Genomic DNA, 17,383 nt, shown 5'->3' with positions numbered 1-17,383 from the left:
CGGGGCGGGCCGCGAAAAGCCTTGGCTCTCGGCCGACCCGATTGTGTGTTGTTTGCTATCACACACCGAGACATGCCAGACCAATATAATGATTAATCACGCTCTCTCCCGGCGGTTACGGCGAGATTTATAATCGTGGAGCGATTACTCGCGGCTACAATGAAAGCGAACCTCGGCCTGGCGCTCGTCCTCGCGGCCGGCGCGATCGTCTTCGCGATCTCGACCACACAGACCACCACGACGTACCTGCTCTCGTCGGTCGCCGTCCTCCTGATGGCGGGCGGCGCGCTCCTCTCGGGCACCGCCGACGAGGACGGCCGCCCGGTTTAGAGCAGGAACGTCTCGGGCCGCTCGGACATGTCGATGAATGCGTCGGCGGCCGAAAGCAGTTCTTCGGACGTCGACTCGGCGAAGCTGGTGACTTCGGTCCGGACGCCCTCGTGGCGGAGGTGCGAGCAGAGCCGCGAGAAGTCGCCGTCGCCCGTACAGAGGATCACCGAATCGACGTGGTTGGCCAGCGTCACCGCGTCGAGGCTCATCCCCACGTCCCAGTCGGCCTTCTTCGACCCGTCGCCGAACGTCTTGAGCTCCTTGATCTTGGTCTCGAACCCGATGTCCTCGAGCGCCTCGAAGAACCGCTCTTCGTCCGGACTGTCGGCCTGAATCACGTAGGCGATCGCCCGGGTGAGCTCGCGGCCCTGCACGGACTTTTCGAGCAGCGCGGAGTAGTCGATATTCCGACTGTAGACGCTCTGGGCCGTGTGATAGAGGTTCTGTGCGTCCGCGAGGACGGCGACCCGTTGATTCGGATGGATCTCGGTCATAGACACAGTTGGAACGCCCCGTAATAAAAAGGGTAAGCCCTCGACCGGGGTGGGGCGGCCCACGAGAGCGCCGCCCTTGCAACGGCTCGATCAAAAACCTGCCTCACTCTCTCGGTCGCTTCGCTCGCAGTATCGTACCGAGTCAGTTCGAGCGTGTCGGGATCGAGGGTGTAGTAGCTCTCCCACGCTGGCGCGAGGCTGACGAAGCGAGTGTCCCCGCGAGTCGCCCGTCGCGGCCGATCACGCCGAGGGGGTCTCGTGGCGGGTCAGTTCGAGCGTGTCGGGATCGAGGGTGTAGTAGCTCTCCCACGCGGGCGCGAGGCTGACGAGGCGGGTGTCTCCGCGGGTCCCCTCGGCGTGCTCGTGGTGGTGGCCGACGAGACAGAGGTCGGGGTCGAGTTCGTCGACCAGTTCGTCGATGTGGTCACAGCCGACCTCGTAGTCTTCGGTGACCGGCAGGCCGTGGGGTGCCTCGTGGAGCAAGAGCACGTCCACGTCGCCGAGTTGTTTTGCCTGTTCGACGTCGTCGCTCACGAAGTGGCGCCGGCGCTCGCCGAGGAGGTTCGGCCGCGGGCGTTCGTACTGGGTCGGGGCGTAGTTGCCCGAGAGCCCGCCGACCGTCACTCCCCCGACGTCCGCGGTCGAGCCCGCGAGCAGGGTGGCGTTGGTGACCCGTTCGCTGTCGACCCGGCCGTTCCGGAGCGCGTCGATGACGTCGAAGTCCTCGTTGTTGCCGGCGATGAAGTAGGTCGGAATCGGCAGGTCGTAGTAGAGCAGGTCGCCGAGCTGGAGGGCGACGTCCGCGTCGGCCGCCCGGTAGGCCGCAAAGAGCCCGCGCCGATTGTCGGGGTCGTCGGCGTGAGCGTCTCCGAGAACGAGCATCACGTTTCGTTGGTCCGGAGAGTTGATAAAACCCCGACTCTCCGGAGCCGTCGGTTCGCGGGTCAAAAGAGTTAAGTTCGGCGCGACCGCCGTGCCGGATATGGAATCCGTCGCCGCCGCGGCTGGCACGTTCGGCTCGCCAGCCGCCGGTGGGGCGGTCGAGTTCGTCGGGCTGACAGGCACAAAACGCCGGTACTAGCAGGTCCGCGGCGGCGTGGCGACCCGTCCCGGGCCACTCTCGTTCTCGCACCGCGCGCACACCGGCCCGACTCACCACGATGACACGACCCACAGATCCGTTCAGCGGGGTGTACCCCGCGATGACGACGCCCTTCGGCCCCGACGACAGCATCGACTTCGAACAGCTCCGAGCCGACGCTCGACGCCTCGAATCCGCCGGCGTCGACGGCTTCGTCCCGGTCGGCTCGACCGGCGAGAGCGCGACCCTCACCCACGACGAGCACGTCGAGGTGGTGGCGACGGTCGCCGACGCCGTCGACGTGCCCGTCGTCGCGGGTGCGGGGAGCAACGCCACCCGCGAGGCGCTCGAGCTCGCCCGGCGGTCGGTCGACGCCGGCGCCGACGCGCTGTTGCTCATCTCGCCGTACTACAACAAGCCCGAGCCGGCGGGGATCGAGCGCCACTACCGAACGATCGCCGACGAGCTCGACGTCCCCCAGATCGTCTACAACGTCCCGTCCCGGACCGGCCGACCCGTCCCGATCGAGACCGTCGAGTCGCTGGCCGACCACGAGAACGTCGCGGGCTACAAGGCCGCGAGCGGCGACCTCGGGCGGATCGGCGAGGTGATCGAGCGCACCCGAGATCGGGCGTTCTCGGTCCTGTCTGGCGACGACTTCCTCACGCTCCCGACGCTGTCGCTCGGTGCGACCGGGACCATCAGCGTCGCCGCCAACGTCGAGCCCGAACGGGTCTCGGCGATGGTCGCGGCCGCCCGCGACGACGAGTTCGAGCGGGCGCGCCACCACCACGAGGCGCTCGCGCCGCTGTTCCGCGCGCTGTTCGCCGAGACCAACCCCATCCCGGTGAAGGAGGCGATGGAGATTCGGGGGTACGGCCCGGCCGCGGTGCGGTCGCCGTTGACCCGCCTCTCGGATCGTAATCGGGCAGAACTTGCGGGTATCCTCGGGGAATTAGAGGGCGAACCGAGTGAGGTACACCCATGAGTGTCGATGTCGCAGTCACGGGCGCGACCGGCCGGATGGGCCGGGCGGTGCTCGACGCCGCGAGCGCCCGCGAGGACGTGTCAGTCGCGTTCGCCGTCTCCCGCGATCCCGGCGACGGCCCGATCGCCGGGACCGCGCTCGACCCCGCCGACGATCTCCGCGAGTTGCTCGCCGATCGCTCGCCCGACGCGCTCGTCGATTTCACGGTCCCCGCGAGCAGTCTGGAGTACGTCGATGCGGCCGCCGACGCCGGCGTCGCGAGCGTGGTCGGAACCACCGGCTTCGACGCCGAGGGCGAGCGAGCGCTCCGGGCCGCGGCCGATCGTGCCCCGGTCTTGCGAGCGTCGAACTTCGGGCGGGGCGTGCAGGCGCTACTGTCGGCGGTCGAGGCGGCGGTCGCCGGCCTGCCGGGCTACGACGCCGAAGTGACCGAGACCCACCACAACGCCAAGCGCGACGCCCCGAGCGGGACCGCGAACGCGATCGTGGACGCCATCGACGACGCCCGCGAGTCGGCCGCCCCCGCCGAGCGCGTCCACGGCCGGGAGGGCGAGGCCCCCCGCGAGGACGGCGAGATCGGGGTCCACGCCCGGCGTGCGGGGTCGGTCGACGGCGAGCACGAGGTCCTGCTCGCGGGCGACGGCGAGGAACTTCGGCTGACCCACCGCGCTGGAGACCGGGGCGTGTTCGCCGAGGGCGCGCTCGACGCCGCGGCGTGGGTCGCGGGCCGCGAGCCCGGCCGGTACGACTTCGCCGAGGTCGTGGAGGGGGACCGATGAGCCTCGATGCCGAGATCGGCGACCTCTGGGAGCGCTACGACGCGGGCGACCTCTCGGCCGCGAGCGCGGGCCGGAGCGAGCGCGAGACCCTCGACGCGTTTCTGACCGCGCTCGAAACCGGCGAGGTCCGGGCCGCAGAGAAGTGCGGCGGCGACTGGGAGGCAAACGAGTGGGTCAAGCGTGGCATCCTGCTGAACTTCGGGCTCCGAGAGACCGAGGGCCGCGAGTACGGCGGCGTGACCCACCACGACGTGTTGCCCCTCCGGGCGACCGACGATCTCGCCGACCGGGGGACCCGCAACACCCCCGACGGCACCGTGATCCGGCGGGGCGCCTACCTGGGCGCCGACTGCATCATGATGAGCCCGAGTTTCGTCAACATCGGGGCGTCCGTCGGCGACGGTACGCTGATCGACTCCTGTGACACGGTCGGGTCCTGCGCCCAGATCGGCGCGGACGTGAAACTCGGCGCGAACACGCTGATCGGCGGCGTGCTCGAACCGGTCGAGAGCGCGCCGGTCGTGATCGAGGACGGCGTCTCGCTCGGCGCGGGCTGTCGGGTCACCTCCGGGTTCGTCGTCGGCGAGGACTCGGTCGTCGGGGAGAACACCTTACTGACCCCCCGAATCCCGGTGTACGACCTCGTCGAGGAGGAGGTTCTGTACGGCCGACTCCCGCCCGAGCGCCGGGCGTTCACCCGGTTCGTGGAGTCGTCGGTCGGGGACCACGACCTGTTCGACGGCGGAGCTTTCAAGCCGGCGGTCGTCGCAACGGACGTACAGGAGACCACGCTCGACGGCGTCGAGCGCGAGGAGGCGCTCAGGGAGTGACCATGGAACGTGACGATCCACCGGTACGACGGCTCGCCGACTGGTCGGCCGACCGGCTCGCGGAACTGGCCGACGAGCACGGGACCCCGCTCTACGTGCTCGATCTGGACCGCGTCCGGCGGAACTATCGCCGGATGGCGGCCGCGTTCCCCGACGCCGAGGTCCACTACGCCGCGAAGGCCAACACCGTCCGGCCGGCGCTCCGGGCGCTCGCCGAGGAGGGCGCGGGCGTCGAGTGCGCCTCGCCCGGCGAACTCCGGCGCGCGCTCGACGCCGGCGTGCCGGGCGAGCGCGTCCAGTACACCGCGGTGAACCCCCCGGACGCGGACCTCGACCGGGCGGTCGACCTCGCCGCCGAGAATCCGGGCGTCACGATCACGGCGGGCGCGCCCGACACCGTCGAACGGCTCGCCGAGCGCGGCTACGACGGCCGGCTCTGCGTTCGGGTGAACCCGGGCGTCGGGGCGGGCCACCACGAGAAGGTGGCGACCGGCGCCGACGCCAAGTTCGGCGTGCCCTACGACGACGTCCCCGAACTCGTCGCGTCGGCGCGCGCGGATTTCGACGTCGTGGGGCTCCACGCCCACGCCGGGAGCGGCATCTCGGGCGAGGACCTCTCGGCCCACCGCGAACTGGTGGCCCGGATGGGCGACCTCGCCCGCGAGGTCGGCGGACTGGAGTTCGTGGACGTCGGCGGGGGCTTCGGCGTGCCCTACCGCCCCGACGAGCAACCGCTCGACCTCGACTCGGTCGCGGCGGCGACCCGCGAGGCGCTCGGTGCGGTCGAGGCGACCCTCGCGGTCGAGCCCGGCCGGTATCTCGTCGCCGACGCCGGGGTGTTGCTCACCGCGGTCAACACGGTCAAGGAGGCGCCGACCGCGACGGTCGTCGGCGTCGGCGCGGGGATGACGACCCTCGCCCGGCCCGCGATCTACGACGCTCACCACGCGATACGGAACCTCTCGGCCGCGGGCGCCGACCGCCCCGACCGGGCGGTCACGGTCGCCGGCCCGGTCTGTGAGAGCGCCGACACCTTCGGCGACCACGACCTCGCGGCCCCCGAGCGCGGCGACCTGCTCGCGATCGGTAACGCCGGCGCCTACGGCTACGAGATGGCGAGCCAGTACAACTCCCGTCCCCGCCCCGCCTCGGTCGTCCTCGACGGCGGCTCGGCCCGGGTGGCGCGGCGACGCGAAACGATGGCGGACGTGACGAGGATGGAGACCAACAGATGAGCATCGCGTACCAGAAGTACCACGGCACCGGCAACGATTTCGTAATTGTAGACGCAGACGAGTACGTCCCCGACAGGGCGGCGTTCGCGCGGGCGGTCTGTGACCCCGCGTCGACGGAGGGCGTCGGGGCCGACGGCGTCCTCTTTCTGGCGCTGGAACCCCAGTTCTCGCCGCCCCGGGCGGTGATGACGCTGGTCCAGCCCGACGGCTCGACCGCCGCGATGTGTGGCAACGGGGCGCGGTGTGCCGCCAAGTGGGCGGCCGAGCGGACCGGTGCCGACCGGATCATGCTCGACACGCAGGCCGGGACTCGCCGGGCCGAGATCAGCGACGGCGCGGTCACCATCGAGATGGGCGAGCCCACCTTCGACCCCGCGGCGGTCCCGGCCGCCCGGGACGACCCGCTCGTCGCCGAGGAGATCGAAGGCCTCGAACTCACCGCGGTCAACACCGGGGTCCCCCACGCCGTGGCGTTCGTCGACGACGTGGACGCGGTCGACCTCGACGCGGTCGCGCCCGCGGTCCGACACGCCGACGTCTTCCCGGAGGGCGCGAACGTCAACCTCGCCGCGCCCCGGCCCGACGGCGGGTTCGACCAACGGACCTTCGAGCGCGGCGTCGAGGGCGAGACCCGCTCGTGCGGGACGGGCGCGGTCGCCATCGCGGTGGCGGCCCGACGCCTCGGCCGGACGACCGACCCCTCGGTCGCGGTCCACCCGCCGGGCGGCCGCCTCGACGTGACCTTCCGGGACGGCCGGGCGACCCTCACCGGCCCGACCGAGCGGGAGTTCGACGGCGAGGTCACCACGACCCCGGAGCCGCGCCGGGTGGGCGAGGCGTGAGCTTCGACCCCGTCGCGTTCCTCGAAGACGCCGTCCGGACGCCCTCACACGACGACGTGACCGAGATGCGCGACCTGCTGGTCGAGACCCTCGAAGCCGGCGGGGTCGTCCCCCGGGTCGACCAGGCGGGCAACACCCTCGCGGTCCGCGAGTCGGGCGAGTCCGGCCCGCACGTCGTCCTCAACACCCACATCGACACCGTCCCGCCCCACGTCGAGTACGCCCGGGACTCGGGCGACGTGATCCGGGGCCGGGGCGCCTGCGACGCGAAGGGCCCGCTTGCCGCCCTGCTCGCGGCCTTCCTCCGGACCGACCCCGAGCGCGGTCGGGTGACCCTCGCGGTCACGCCAGACGAGGAGACCGAGACCGCGGGCGCCCGCGCGCTCTCGTTCGATCCCGACCCGGACGCGTTCGTGGTCGGCGAACCGACCGAACTCGACGTCTGCACCGCCGCGAAGGGCCGATTTCAGGCGACCGTCGAGGTCGCGGGCGCGAGCGCCCACGCCGCCGAGCCCGAATCGGGGGTCAACGCCGTGCGGGTGGCCGGCGACCTGCTCTCGTCGTTCGACGACTTCGGCGACCGCGAGGGGACGCCCGATCCCACCGAACTGCTCGGGGCGCCCACGCTGACGCCGACGACCGTCGAGGGGGGCTCGGCCGCGAATCAGGTCCCGGCGACGTGTTCGGTCGTGGTCGACCGCCGGAGCGTCCCGCCCGAGACCCCCGAGGGGTTCCGGGCGGCGCTGGAGGCACACCTCCGCGAGCGCGCGCCCGACGGCGCGGGCGTCGACGTGTCGCTCCCGGAGTGGAAGATGCCGTTTCTGGAGGCGTTCGAGACGCCCGCCGACGCCGAGATCGTACGCGCGCTCGCCGCGGCCAGCGGCGGGGCGGTCCGGCCGTTCGGCGCGGCGACCGAGGCCGCCTACTTCGCCGACCGGGCGCCGACCGTGGTGTTCGGACCGGGCGCGCTGGCCGACGACGAGGGCGCGGTCGCCCACGCGCCCCGCGAGTACGTCCGCGCGAGCGAGGTCGAGCGAGCGGCCGAGGCGGTCGAGACGGCGCTCTCGTCGCTGGTCGGCTGAGGACCGGCGGGACTTATTAGCCGTCGACACTCCCATCCGGACATGGCGGCCGACTCGACGACGCTCTCGAAGGGGTTCGGCGCCGCGGCGCTACTCGTCGGGGTGGCGGTCGCCGGCGCCGCGACCACCGGGACGCTGGCGACGGTCGGCCCGTACCTGCTCGGGGTCTCCGTGCTCATCGGGTCGCTGTTCGCGCTCGACCGCTGGCTCGGGTGAGCTACCGGTCGGCGGCGTCGAGCGCGTCGACCATGTCGCTCGCGACGCCCGTGTAACCGGCAGGCGTCAGCGCGAGCAGTTCCTCGCGGGTGTCCTCGTCGACGGCTAACTCCTCGAACAGCTCGCGGAAGTCCTCCAGCGTCACGCGCCGGCCGCGGGTCAGCGCTTTGACGCGCTCGTAGGCGTCGTCGTGGCCCTCGCGCCGGAGGATGGTCTGGACGGCCTCGCCGATGACCTCGGGGGTGGCTTCGAGCTCCTCGGCCATCACCTGCTCGTTGGGGACCACCTTCGAGAGGCCGTCCCGGAGCTTGAGATACCCCAGCAGGCAGTAGGCGAACGCCGCGCCGACGTTCCGCTTGACCGTCGAGTCCGAGAGGTCCCGCTGGAGGCGCGACTCGGTCACGTAGTCGCCCAGAAAGACCAGATCCGAGTTGGCCTTCGAGAGGTTGCCTTCGCTGTTCTCGAAGTCGATCGGGTTGACCTTGTGGGGCATCGTCGACGAGCCGGTCTCGCCCGCGGCGGCCTCCTGGCCGAGGTAGCGGTCGCTGACGTAGCGCCACGCGTCCCGATCGAGGTCGAGCAGGACGTTGTTCGCGCCCCGAAGGGCGTCGAACAGCGCCGCCAGATCGTCGCAGGGGTTGACCTGCGTGGTCAGCGGCGCCTGCTCGAAGCCCAGTTCGGCGACGAACTCCCGGGCGAAGCCGGGCCAATCGACGTCGGGGTAGGCGGCGACGTGGGCGGCGTAGGTGCCCGACGCGCCCGCGAGCTTGCCCTCTAGCTCCTCGGTGGCGGCCTTCACGCGGCCGATCGCTCGCCCGAGCCGCGAGGCGAACACCGCCATCTCCTTGCCGAACGTCGTCGGCGTAGCGGGCTGGCCGTGGGTCCGGGCGAGCATCGGCACGTCGCGGTGCTCGCGGGCGAAGTCCGCGAGCGCGTCCCGGACCGCGTGGAGTTGTGGCACGAGCACGTCGTCGACCGCGCCCCGGACGAGCAGGCGGTGAGCGAGGTTGTTCACGTCCTCGCTCGTGAGCCCGAAGTGGATCCACGAGGCGGCCTCGGACCCCTCGGGGAGGTGCTCGCGCACAAAGTACTCGACGGCCTTCACGTCGTGGTTGGTCGCGGCGTAGTCGCCGTACCCCTCGGTCTCGATCCGCTTGATCAGCCCGGCGTCGGCCTCGTCGAACCCCTCGTAGAGGGCCCGGAGGTCCGATCGGTCCGCGGCGTCGAGTTCGAGCGGGGTCGCGTCGAGGTCCGCCAGCGCGAGGAGGTACTCGACCTCGACCCGGACGCGGGCCCGCATCAGCGCGGCCTCGCTGGCGTACTCGCGGAGGGGTTCGGTTCGACCGGCGTACCGGCCGTCGAGCGGCGAAACCGCGTACAGGGAGTTCATGACAGTGAGTGTCCGTGCGCGGGCAAAAAGCGTATCGGTCGCAGAACGCACGCTCGTGCACAGTAGCCGGGATGGGAGGCGACAAATGGGTCATTGATATACACGTTGGTGGGTATTAGTCGGTTCGCAACCGCAAATTCTTTTGCCGCGGCGGGCGCTCGTTCGGGTATGACACGAATCGCGGGACTGGCCGGGAATCGCGGTCGCAACCTCCTCCGACTCGACGACCTCGCGCCCGGCGGGGCCGAGATCGGCGTCGTGGTAACCACCGACGCGGACGCGCCCGTGCTGGCCGACGCCGACGAGCGCGACATCCCGACCGAGGTCGTGGAACCCCGCGACGACGAGTCGCGCCGGGACCACGAGCGCCGCGTCCTCGACGCGCTCGACGGCCACGGCGCGGACCTGATCTGTCTCGACGGCTACATGCGCATCCTCTCGGACACCTTCCTCGATGCGGCGCCGACGACGCTGAACGTCCACCCCTCGCTGCTCCCGTCGTTCCCCGGGACCGACGCGTGGGGCGACGCGCTCGACGCCGGGGTCTCCGTGACGGGGTGTACCGTCCACGTCGTCACCGACGCGACCGACGACGAGGGGGACGTCGTCGAGTCCGAGGTCGACGCCGGTCCGATCGTGACCCAGGAGCCGGTTCCGATCTACGACGGCGACGACCGCGAGTCGCTCAAAGACCGGGTCCTCTCCGAGGGCGAGTTCAAGGCCTACCCGCGCGCCGTGAAGTGGTTCGCCGAGGGCCGCGCGACCGTCGACGAGGCGGCGGGCGAGGTCCGAGTCGAGGGCGACGCCGGCGGGCAGTTCCCCGCCCGGCGAGTCGAAACCGCCGACCGCGCGGCCGAGTTGCGATACGGCGAGAATCCCCATCAGGACGCCGCGCTGTACGCCGACGCGACCTGCGAGGAGGCCAGCGTCGTCGACGCCCCCCAACGCAACGAGGGCGCCAAGGGAATGGGGTACAACAACTACAACGACGCCGACGCCGCCCTGAACCTCGTCAAGGAGTTCGACCGGCCGGCCGCCGCGGTCATCAAACACACCAACCCCGCGGGGTGTGCCACCGCCGAGACGCTCGCCGACGCCTACGACCGCGCGCTCGCGACCGACCCCAAGAGCGCGTTCGGCGGCATCGTCGCGCTGAACCGCACCTGCGATCGGGCCACCGCCGAGCTGGTCGTCGACTCGTTCAAGGAGGTCGTGGTCGCGCCCGGGTACGACGACGACGCCCGAGCGGTGCTCTTCGAGAAGGACAACCTCCGAGTGCTCGACGTCTCCGCGAGCGGCGCGGGCGGGACCGACGGCGAACTGGGCGACGTCACCGAGCCGACCACCGAGAAGGACCTCGTCGGGGGTCGACTCGTCCAGGAGCGCGACCTGCAGGCGCCGACCCGGGACGACCTCGACGTCGTCACCGACCGCGAGCCGACCGACGACCAGTACGAGAGCCTGCTGTTCGCGTGGCAGACCATCAAGCACGTCAAGTCCAACGCGATCGTGTTCGCCGACGGCACCGAGACGGTCGGCGTGGGCGCGGGACAGGTCAGCCGCGTCGACGCCGTCGAGATCGCGAAGATGAAGGCCGACAGCGACGCCGAGGGCAAGTCCGCCGAGGGCGCGGTGATGGCGAGCGACGCCTTCTTCCCGTTCCCGGACGCCATCGAGGCCGCCGCCGAGGCGGGCATCGAGGCCGTGATCCAGCCGGGCGGGTCGGTCAACGACGACGACGTGATCGAGACCGCGAACGAACGCGACATGGCGATGGTGTTCACCGGGACGCGGTGTTTCAGACACGACTGAACCGCCCCGCTGTGACCGGTCACGCGACGGTCCCGGTCGGGGCGCTCGACGCCTCGCGAACGGGATCGATCGACTCGCGGCCGACGGAGTCTCGACGGCTTCCGGGCGGCGGGCGGCGATCGCACGAACGGACTCAAGTACGCGCCGCCCCAAACGACGGTGATGGCTATGGATCGACGGGTCTCGCTCCTCCTCGGGGCCTTCGCCCTCTCGCTGTTCGCGATCGCCGGCCTCGCGGCGTTCGGCCTGCTGGCGGTCGCCTCGGCGCTCGCGGGAGCGACCGGCACCGCGCCGCTGGTGTTCGTCGCGCTCGACGCCGCCGCGCCGTACCTCCTCGCGGCCGGGTTCGTCGGCGTGCTCTCGTTCCTGTTGTTGATCGGGACTTCGGTCGCGGCCGTCCGACGGGCGTCGCTCCCCCGTGACGAGCGACTCGCCCGGGTGGCCCGCGGGGTCGAGCGCGTCTCCGGGGACGCCCGCGAGTACGGGCTCGCCGACCGGTTCGAGCCCACCACCGAGGACCGGATCGAGGCGCTCAAACGCGAGTATGTCGACGGCGAGATCACCGAACTCGAATACGAGCGCCGGCTCCGGGAACTGCTGGAAGACGAGACGACGAGCGAGGATCGAATCGACCGCGAGCTCCGCGAACTCGAACGGGAGTTCGAGCGGTAGCCCGAGCGCCGTTCCGGGTTCGCATCGAGTCGTCGTCCCGCGAGCGACGAGCGAAGTCGTCGAACGCCATCGCCCTTCGCGATGAGAAGAGAGCGTCGCTGTCTCGGACCACGAGGAGCGAGCGGACCAAGCGACGACCGGAGTGAGCGAAGCGAACGTCGGAGCGAGCGCCGCGTCTGCGTGAGCGGAGCGAACGCAGGCTCCGGAGAGCTTCGCTCTCCCGGTGGTTTTCATCGACGTTTTGCACGGGCGGCGCGCTCGCGGGCCGCCCGCTGGAAACGGTCGTAGGTCGAGTTCCGACACGCCTAAGCGAACGGCGTGAGTCCACGCAGGTATGAACTACCACGAGGCGGCGAACTTCCTGTTCGACGTGCGTCGCTTCCGTCCCAAGCCGGGGACGGAGTCGACGGCCGACCTCCTCTCGCACCTCGGGGACCCCCACGAGGGCGTCGACTACGTGCAGGTCGCGGGGTCGAACGGGAAGGGCTCGACCGCCCGGATGACCGAGCGCGTCCTCCGGGAGGCGGGCCTCGACGTGGGGTTGTACACCTCCCCGCACTTCGACGACGTGCGCGAGCGCGTCCAGGTGAACGGCCGAAAGGTCCGGAAGGCGGCGGTCGAGACGTACGTCGAGTCGATCAGAGAGTACGTCGAGGACCGGGCGGCCGACGGCGACGCGCCGACGTTCTTCGAGGTGCTGACCGGGCTGGCGCTGTGGCACTTCGGACGCGAGGACGTCGACGTCGCGGTGCTGGAGGTCGGGATCGGCGGGAAATACGACGCCACCAGCGTCGTCGACCCCGTCGCGAGCGCGGTCACGAGCGTCACCCTCGAACACACGGGCATCATCGGCGAGACGATCGAGGAGATCGCCCACGACAAGGCCCACGTCGCGCCCGCCGACGCGCCGCTGGTGACCGCCACCGACGGCGAGGCCTTCGACGCGGTCCGGATGCAGGCCGGCGACGTGGTCCGGGTCGGGCCCGACGCCGAGGCCGACGTGCGGGCAAGCTACGAGGGCCGGACCAACCACACCGAGGCGGAGGTCGCGCTCGCCGGCCCGGACTGGTCGGTCGAGACCCCGATCCCGCTGTTGGGCGAGTATCAGGCCCGGAACGCGGGCGTCGCCGCCGCGCTCGCCAGACAGGTCGGAGACGTGACCGAGACCGAGCTGGCCCGCGGGCTCCGGAAGGCCGACTGGCCCGGCCGGTTCGAGGTGATGGGTCGGGACCCGATCGTGGTGCTCGACGGCGCGCACAACCCCGGGGCCTGCGAGGCGCTGGCCGACACCGTCGCGGAGTTCGACGGCGAGTACGACGATCTGCACCTCGTGTTCGGCGCGATGCACGACAAGGACCTCCGGGCGATGGCCGAGGCGCTCCCGACGCCCGACCGGGCGGTCGCGTGCCGGCCCAACCTCGACCGGGCCGAAGAGGAGGCGGTCGTCGGTCGGGTGTTCGAGGCGGCGGGCGCCGGCGAGGTCCTGACCCGGAGCGCGGTCGAGGGCGCGCTGGAGAACGCGCTGTCGGCGGCCGGCGACGACGACATGGTGCTGGTCGCCGGCTCGCTGTTCGCGGTCGCGGAGGCCCGCTCGCGGTGGACCCGCGCCGAGATCCCCAAGCACGTCCGGGACATCGACGACGCCCGCGAGACCCTCGAAGACGCCCACGTCACCGACCCCGGCGTCTGGCGGATGCGCGGGAAAGCGGTCCACCGCGTGCTCAAGACCCGGGTGCAGGAGCGACAGGCCCGCTACCTCAAAGAGGAGATGCTGAGCCTCGGCGGGGAGTGTGCCATCTCGGGGCTCAACGAACAGAGCGACCAGAACGTCGACGTCGTGTTGATGGGGACGCTCGCGCAGTTCAAGCGACTCGCCGGGAAGCTCGACGGCCAGCCGTACGGCCTGTCGGTGTTCGCCGACGACCTCCGGGCGGCGCTCGACATCCAGACCGAGTCCGACGATCCGGACTACCCGTGGGCGGACGGCACCGCCGTGATGGGCGTCCTGAACGTCACGCCCGACAGCTTCCACGACGGCGGCGAGTACGACCGGGTCGAGGACGCGGTCGCCCGCGCCGAGGAGATGGTCGCGGCGGGCGTCGACATCGTCGACGTGGGCGGAGAGTCGACTCGACCGGGCGCCGACGAGGTCCCGGTCGAGACCGAGATCGACCGCGTGGTGCCCGTGATCGAGCGCATCGCCGACCTCGACGCCGCGATCTCGATCGACACCCGGAAGGCGGCGGTCGCCGAGGCCGCGATCGAGGCCGGCGCCGACATCCTGAACGACGTCTCCGGGCTCGAAGACCCCGAGATGCGGTTCGTTGCGGCGGACCACGACGCGGCGCTGATCGTGATGCACAGCATCGACGCGCCGGTGGTTCCCGGCCGTGACGTCGACTACGACGACGTGGTCGAAGACGTGATCGACGAACTCGAAGAGCGCGTCCTGCTCGCCGAGAAGGCGGGGCTCGACCGCGAGCAGATCGTCGTCGACCCCGGACTGGGCTTCGGGAAGGCCGCCGCCGAGAGTTTCGAACTCCTCGGGCGGACCGACGAGTTTCACGCCTTGGAGTGTCCGGTGTTGATCGGCCACTCGCACAAGTCGATGTTCGACCTCGTCGACGCGGGCGAGGACAAGACCGCGGCGACGGTGGCCGGGACCGCGATCGCGGCCGAGCGCGGCGCCGACATCGTCCGGGTCCACGACGTCGAGGAGAACGTCGCGGCGGTGCGGGCGGTCGCGGCGGCCGACGACCCCGAACGGTTCGAGGAGTAAACGGTCCCACACTTTCTTGAGGGTAGTCGTGGTCTCCTGACGGAGACGCATGGAGTCCGAATGGGTGTCGGTGGCCGTCCTCGCCGCCGGACTCGCGCTCCTCCTCAATCCGCTGGTCCCCGGCGTCCACCTCGGATCGGATGCGGTGTACGAGTACAGCGCGGTCTCGGTCGAGTACGAGAGCGGAACGGGGCTGGAACTCCGCGGCGTGGACGACGGCGCCGAAAAGGAACCGCTCCCGGTGGACGACGAAATCGCCTGCGAGGCCCACTGGAATCGGTGGACGTGCGGGGTGTTTGGCGCCGTCCAGCGGAACGGACCCGTCCCCGGAGGCGCCAGCGCGGGCGTCGACTTCCACGCGGAGTTCAGGCTCGTCGCCCTCGGCGACCGATTCTTCCGCCCGACGACCGTCGACCGCGCCGGCGAGGCGCAGTTGGCGCTCGAACCGGTGACCGACTCCGATCCGCTTCGAATGGTGGCGACGAGCGATCTCCGGCCCCGCGAACGGAGGGCCGTCGAGTCGGGACGGATCGTGACCTATCGGCTGTTGGCCCGGACGAATCAGTTACTCCAGTTCGACGGCGGGTACTACTTCGTGCACCGAACGGGCCACAAGGAGTACGGCGGCGAGAGAACCCACTGCGTCGCGTCGGGCGGCGATTTCTGTAGCGACGCCGACTGGAAGCGACGGACCGACTCGACGGTGACGCTCGGCTCGCGACTGGCGGGACTCCTGTTGACGTTTCGGGGCTGGGAGCGAATCCGAAGCTGACGGGCCGACAGTCGGCTCACAGCGCGACGATCAGGAGCGCGACCAGCGCGAGGACCACCAGCACGCCGCCGGCCACCGCGGCCGGCTCGACCCAGCTCAGCCGCTCGCCGGCCTCGTCGTAGGCGGCGAGGTACTTGTCGAGGACCGCGCTCTCGTCGAACTCGGTGAAGTTCTCGTTGTAGGTCATCGGCTCCATCTCGGCGGCCGCGACCAGCGCGTCGGTGAGCTCTTGCTCGCTGGTCGTCCGGAACGCCCGGTCTTCCTGCTCGACGAGCTCGTGGGCGCTCGAATCGACGTGGTACTCGACGACGCCCGCACAGCCGCAAGCCAGCGCCCGGAGCAGGTCGGTCGGGAACGACTCCCGGCGGGCGGTCTGTGCGTAGACGTGGGCGCCCTTGAACGTCGCGAGCCGGTTTTCGAGCGGCTGGTCGCCCGCGAACGACACCCGGTCTTCGATCCGGAGGTCCCGGACCTGTCGCTCGTAGACGTCCCGTTCGGGCCCGTCGCCGATCACGACCGCCGACCAGTCGCGGTCCCGGAGCTCCGCGAGCGCGAGCAGGAGGCTCTCCAGGTTGGCGTCCTCGTCGAGCCGTCGGGAGTAGACCACGTCGGCGACTTCGCGGGGCTCGGCCGCCCGGATCTCGTCGAGGTCGATCGCGTTCGGAACCACCCGGACGGCCTCGCCGTCGGCGCCCAACTCGCGGATCCGCGTCCGGACCGTCTCGGACGGCGCCAACACGAGTTCGGGGAGCCGGGCCGCGAGCCGCCACAGCGGGTCCTCGCTGTCGCCGGGGTCGGGCGAGTCGTACCAGTCGACCACCACTGGCGCGCGGACGGCGACGCCCGCGGCCTTCGCCGCGAGGACGTGGCCGGGGCTGGCGGGCGACACCTGAATCACGTCGGGGTCGGCCGCCCGGAGCGCGGCCGGGAGCGAGACGGCGAATCGTCGGGCGTCGCGGGCGGGGCGGTCGGTGACAGCGCGGTAGGTCACGCCGCGCTGTTCGAAGGTCTCGTGGTCGCCGTCCCACCACTTCGCACAGCAGACGACCGCGTCGTGGCCGCGCTCGACCAGCGCCTCGGCGGTGCGTCGGGTCCGCCGAGTCGCCCCGGTCTCCCGGTGGTGGGCCGTCGTCTCCGAGACGAACGCGACGCGCATACGAAGCGCCACGAAGCGCCCGATTAAAAACCCAACCCTTCGGGACAGTCAGTCGTCGAGTTCGAGGATGAAGTCCGGCGCGGCGCCGTCGGCGCGTCGGCGCCAGCGCCGCAGGTCGTAGGTGTGGCCGATGGCGATCGCACCGAACCCGGCGGTGACGAACAGCGCGACCTCGACGGCCGACACCATCGCGAACGGCGCCACCCCCTGCCAGACGGAGGCCAACACCAGCAGGCTCAGTACCGCGAGCGAGAGATAGACCCGGTGCCACGGCACCGACGTGTGCGGGTCGCTCGCGAGCTGGAGGTCGAGGCGGGCCGCGTGGTCGGGGGTGGTCACGAGACTCCGGTCGGCGTCGTAGTGGACCACGCCGGCCGCCTGAAGCTTCGGGAGGTGGGTCTGGTGGAGCGCGCTGTACACCGACTTGCGCTCGCTTGGCGACACGTCGCCGACGGTGGTGTCGTTCTCCCACGCCGCGACCTGTTCGGCCAGTTCGCCGAGTTCGACCGGGCTCCCGTATCGCTGGAGGTAGTAGACGACGTATCGCCGCCGGAGGTTCTTGACGGCGTCGAACACCTCGTCCCGGGAGGGAGAGGCCCCGTCGGCGTCCGTGCCGGACAGACGAGCGTCGCTTCGAGCGCGGCGCGTAGTTCCAGAGTCCATACGAATCTCGGCAGAAACGGAAGTTAGAAGACCTCATAAACCGATTCGACCGTTTAGGACTCCCCGAGACTGTTCAAAAACGTAACATCAAATTGCGTCGGCTCGCGTCGGTAGAAACTCGGCGTTCTCCACCGGTTTCCGGTCGGCGTCGCGTCGGTCGAGGCCGGACCGGGTCGACCCGTGCCGGGAGCGTGCGTAAGGGTGTCACGGGCCGGAATCTCGGCTTACCCGAGTTCCATCCGTAGTTACCCGTTCGCGGCGA

At 70.9% G+C, this 17,383-nt stretch carries 17 protein-coding genes; 12 read left to right on the top strand and 5 right to left on the bottom strand.

Features of this window, described 5'->3' with window-relative positions:
• The first annotated feature begins 159 nt into the window (after positions 1-159).
• Complete coding sequence (locus EPY72_RS19150; RefSeq protein WP_167599437.1) at positions 160-330, top strand: hypothetical protein; 171 nt, start codon at positions 160-162, stop codon at positions 328-330.
• Here the strand turns inward: EPY72_RS19150 and EPY72_RS01340 are convergent.
• Both EPY72_RS01340 and EPY72_RS01330 read right to left on the bottom strand, forming a co-directional pair.
• Positions 327-824 carry a LabA-like NYN domain-containing protein gene (locus EPY72_RS01340; RefSeq protein WP_134670770.1) on the bottom strand — a complete coding sequence of 166 codons (498 nt, stop codon included), beginning with the start codon at positions 822-824 and terminating at the stop codon, positions 327-329. The genes EPY72_RS19150 and EPY72_RS01340 overlap by 4 nt on opposite strands.
• Positions 825-1,064: 240 nt before the next feature.
• Complete coding sequence (locus tag EPY72_RS01330; protein WP_368280641.1) at positions 1,065-1,733, bottom strand: metallophosphoesterase family protein; 669 nt, start codon at positions 1,731-1,733, stop codon at positions 1,065-1,067.
• 251 nt (positions 1,734-1,984) lie between these two features.
• On the opposite strand from EPY72_RS01330, the gene dapA reads away from it, so the two are divergent.
• Genes dapA through EPY72_RS19145 form a run of 7 tightly spaced genes read left to right on the top strand, consistent with a single transcriptional unit; the run spans position 1,985 to position 7,877 of the window.
• Positions 1,985-2,893 (top strand): 4-hydroxy-tetrahydrodipicolinate synthase, encoded by a 909-nt coding sequence (dapA, locus tag EPY72_RS01325; RefSeq protein WP_135805331.1) that lies wholly within the window; start codon positions 1,985-1,987, stop codon positions 2,891-2,893.
• Positions 2,890-3,672: a 4-hydroxy-tetrahydrodipicolinate reductase gene (gene dapB, locus EPY72_RS01320; protein ID WP_135805330.1), complete on the top strand. Its 783-nt coding sequence runs from the start codon at positions 2,890-2,892 to the stop codon at positions 3,670-3,672. The genes dapA and dapB overlap by 4 nt, the downstream gene beginning before the upstream one ends.
• Positions 3,669-4,502: a 2,3,4,5-tetrahydropyridine-2,6-dicarboxylate N-succinyltransferase gene (locus EPY72_RS01315; protein ID WP_135805329.1), complete on the top strand. Its 834-nt coding sequence runs from the start codon at positions 3,669-3,671 to the stop codon at positions 4,500-4,502. The genes dapB and EPY72_RS01315 overlap by 4 nt, the downstream gene beginning before the upstream one ends.
• A gap of 2 nt (positions 4,503-4,504) precedes the next feature.
• Complete coding sequence (gene lysA, locus EPY72_RS01310; protein WP_135805328.1) at positions 4,505-5,737, top strand: diaminopimelate decarboxylase; 1,233 nt, start codon at positions 4,505-4,507, stop codon at positions 5,735-5,737.
• Positions 5,734-6,579, top strand: coding sequence for a diaminopimelate epimerase (gene dapF, locus EPY72_RS01305; protein ID WP_135805327.1), 846 nt, complete (start codon positions 5,734-5,736; stop codon positions 6,577-6,579). Before lysA ends, dapF begins: the two co-directional genes overlap by 4 nt.
• Positions 6,576-7,661 carry a M20/M25/M40 family metallo-hydrolase gene (locus tag EPY72_RS01300; protein ID WP_134670777.1) on the top strand — a complete coding sequence of 362 codons (1,086 nt, stop codon included), beginning with the start codon at positions 6,576-6,578 and terminating at the stop codon, positions 7,659-7,661. Before dapF ends, EPY72_RS01300 begins: the two co-directional genes overlap by 4 nt.
• 42 nt (positions 7,662-7,703) lie before the next feature.
• Entirely contained in the window at positions 7,704-7,877 is a 174-nt protein-coding gene (locus tag EPY72_RS19145; protein WP_167599438.1) for a hypothetical protein, read from the top strand.
• A gap of 1 nt (position 7,878) precedes the next feature.
• On the opposite strand, the gene purB is transcribed toward EPY72_RS19145, so the two are convergent.
• Positions 7,879-9,267, bottom strand: a complete 1,389-nt coding sequence (gene purB, locus EPY72_RS01295; RefSeq protein WP_135805326.1) for an adenylosuccinate lyase — start codon at positions 9,265-9,267, stop codon at positions 7,879-7,881.
• 168 nt (positions 9,268-9,435) lie between these two features.
• On the opposite strand from purB, the gene EPY72_RS01290 reads away from it, so the two are divergent.
• The 4 genes from EPY72_RS01290 (at position 9,436) to EPY72_RS01275 (ending at position 15,302) form a co-directional block, all read left to right on the top strand.
• The gene (locus EPY72_RS01290; RefSeq protein ID WP_135805325.1) at positions 9,436-11,079 is read left to right on the top strand and encodes a formyltransferase family protein; all 1,644 of its coding nucleotides are present in this window, start codon (positions 9,436-9,438) and stop codon (positions 11,077-11,079) included.
• 162 nt (positions 11,080-11,241) lie between these two features.
• On the top strand, positions 11,242-11,751 hold the full coding sequence (locus tag EPY72_RS01285) for an SHOCT domain-containing protein (protein ID WP_135805324.1): 510 nt from the start codon (positions 11,242-11,244) through the stop codon (positions 11,749-11,751).
• Positions 11,752-12,085: 334 nt separating this feature from the next.
• Entirely contained in the window at positions 12,086-14,530 is a 2,445-nt protein-coding gene (gene folP, locus EPY72_RS01280) for a dihydropteroate synthase (RefSeq protein ID WP_135805323.1), read from the top strand.
• Positions 14,531-14,579: 49 nt separating this feature from the next.
• Positions 14,580-15,302 carry a hypothetical protein gene (locus EPY72_RS01275; RefSeq protein WP_134670782.1) on the top strand — a complete coding sequence of 241 codons (723 nt, stop codon included), beginning with the start codon at positions 14,580-14,582 and terminating at the stop codon, positions 15,300-15,302.
• A gap of 16 nt (positions 15,303-15,318) precedes the next feature.
• Here the strand turns inward: EPY72_RS01275 and EPY72_RS01270 are convergent, their stop codons facing one another.
• Together EPY72_RS01270 and EPY72_RS01265 are read right to left on the bottom strand one after the other, a co-directional pair.
• Positions 15,319-16,458: a glycosyltransferase gene (locus tag EPY72_RS01270; protein ID WP_135805322.1), complete on the bottom strand. Its 1,140-nt coding sequence runs from the start codon at positions 16,456-16,458 to the stop codon at positions 15,319-15,321.
• Between the two features lie 48 nt (positions 16,459-16,506).
• Positions 16,507-17,121 carry a DUF7344 domain-containing protein gene (locus EPY72_RS01265; protein WP_134670784.1) on the bottom strand — a complete coding sequence of 205 codons (615 nt, stop codon included), beginning with the start codon at positions 17,119-17,121 and terminating at the stop codon, positions 16,507-16,509.
• Between the last annotated feature and the right edge of the window lie 262 nt (positions 17,122-17,383).

Origin of the sequence: Halorussus marinus (assembly GCF_004765795.1) — an archaeon.
Taxonomy (GTDB): domain Archaea; phylum Halobacteriota; class Halobacteria; order Halobacteriales; family Haladaptataceae; genus Halorussus; species Halorussus marinus.
The sequence above is the reverse complement of the archived record's forward strand: the minus strand, read 5'-3'. Positions and strand labels throughout refer to the sequence as shown.

Coding starts and splice junctions, on each gene's coding strand:
- EPY72_RS19150 (WP_167599437.1), top strand. CDS start 160: ATGAAAGCGAACCTCGGCCTGGCGCTCGTCCTCGCGGCCGGCGCGATC.
- EPY72_RS01340 (WP_134670770.1), bottom strand. CDS start 824: ATGACCGAGATCCATCCGAATCAACGGGTCGCCGTCCTCGCGGACGCA.
- dapA (WP_135805331.1), top strand. CDS start 1,985: ATGACACGACCCACAGATCCGTTCAGCGGGGTGTACCCCGCGATGACG.
- dapB (WP_135805330.1), top strand. CDS start 2,890: ATGAGTGTCGATGTCGCAGTCACGGGCGCGACCGGCCGGATGGGCCGG.
- EPY72_RS01315 (WP_135805329.1), top strand. CDS start 3,669: ATGAGCCTCGATGCCGAGATCGGCGACCTCTGGGAGCGCTACGACGCG.
- lysA (WP_135805328.1), top strand. CDS start 4,505: ATGGAACGTGACGATCCACCGGTACGACGGCTCGCCGACTGGTCGGCC.
- dapF (WP_135805327.1), top strand. CDS start 5,734: ATGAGCATCGCGTACCAGAAGTACCACGGCACCGGCAACGATTTCGTA.
- EPY72_RS19145 (WP_167599438.1), top strand. CDS start 7,704: ATGGCGGCCGACTCGACGACGCTCTCGAAGGGGTTCGGCGCCGCGGCG.
- purB (WP_135805326.1), bottom strand. CDS start 9,267: ATGAACTCCCTGTACGCGGTTTCGCCGCTCGACGGCCGGTACGCCGGT.
- EPY72_RS01290 (WP_135805325.1), top strand. CDS start 9,436: ATGACACGAATCGCGGGACTGGCCGGGAATCGCGGTCGCAACCTCCTC.
- EPY72_RS01285 (WP_135805324.1), top strand. CDS start 11,242: ATGGCTATGGATCGACGGGTCTCGCTCCTCCTCGGGGCCTTCGCCCTC.
- folP (WP_135805323.1), top strand. CDS start 12,086: ATGAACTACCACGAGGCGGCGAACTTCCTGTTCGACGTGCGTCGCTTC.
- EPY72_RS01275 (WP_134670782.1), top strand. CDS start 14,580: ATGGAGTCCGAATGGGTGTCGGTGGCCGTCCTCGCCGCCGGACTCGCG.
- EPY72_RS01270 (WP_135805322.1), bottom strand. CDS start 16,458: ATGCGCGTCGCGTTCGTCTCGGAGACGACGGCCCACCACCGGGAGACC.
- EPY72_RS01265 (WP_134670784.1), bottom strand. CDS start 17,121: ATGGACTCTGGAACTACGCGCCGCGCTCGAAGCGACGCTCGTCTGTCC.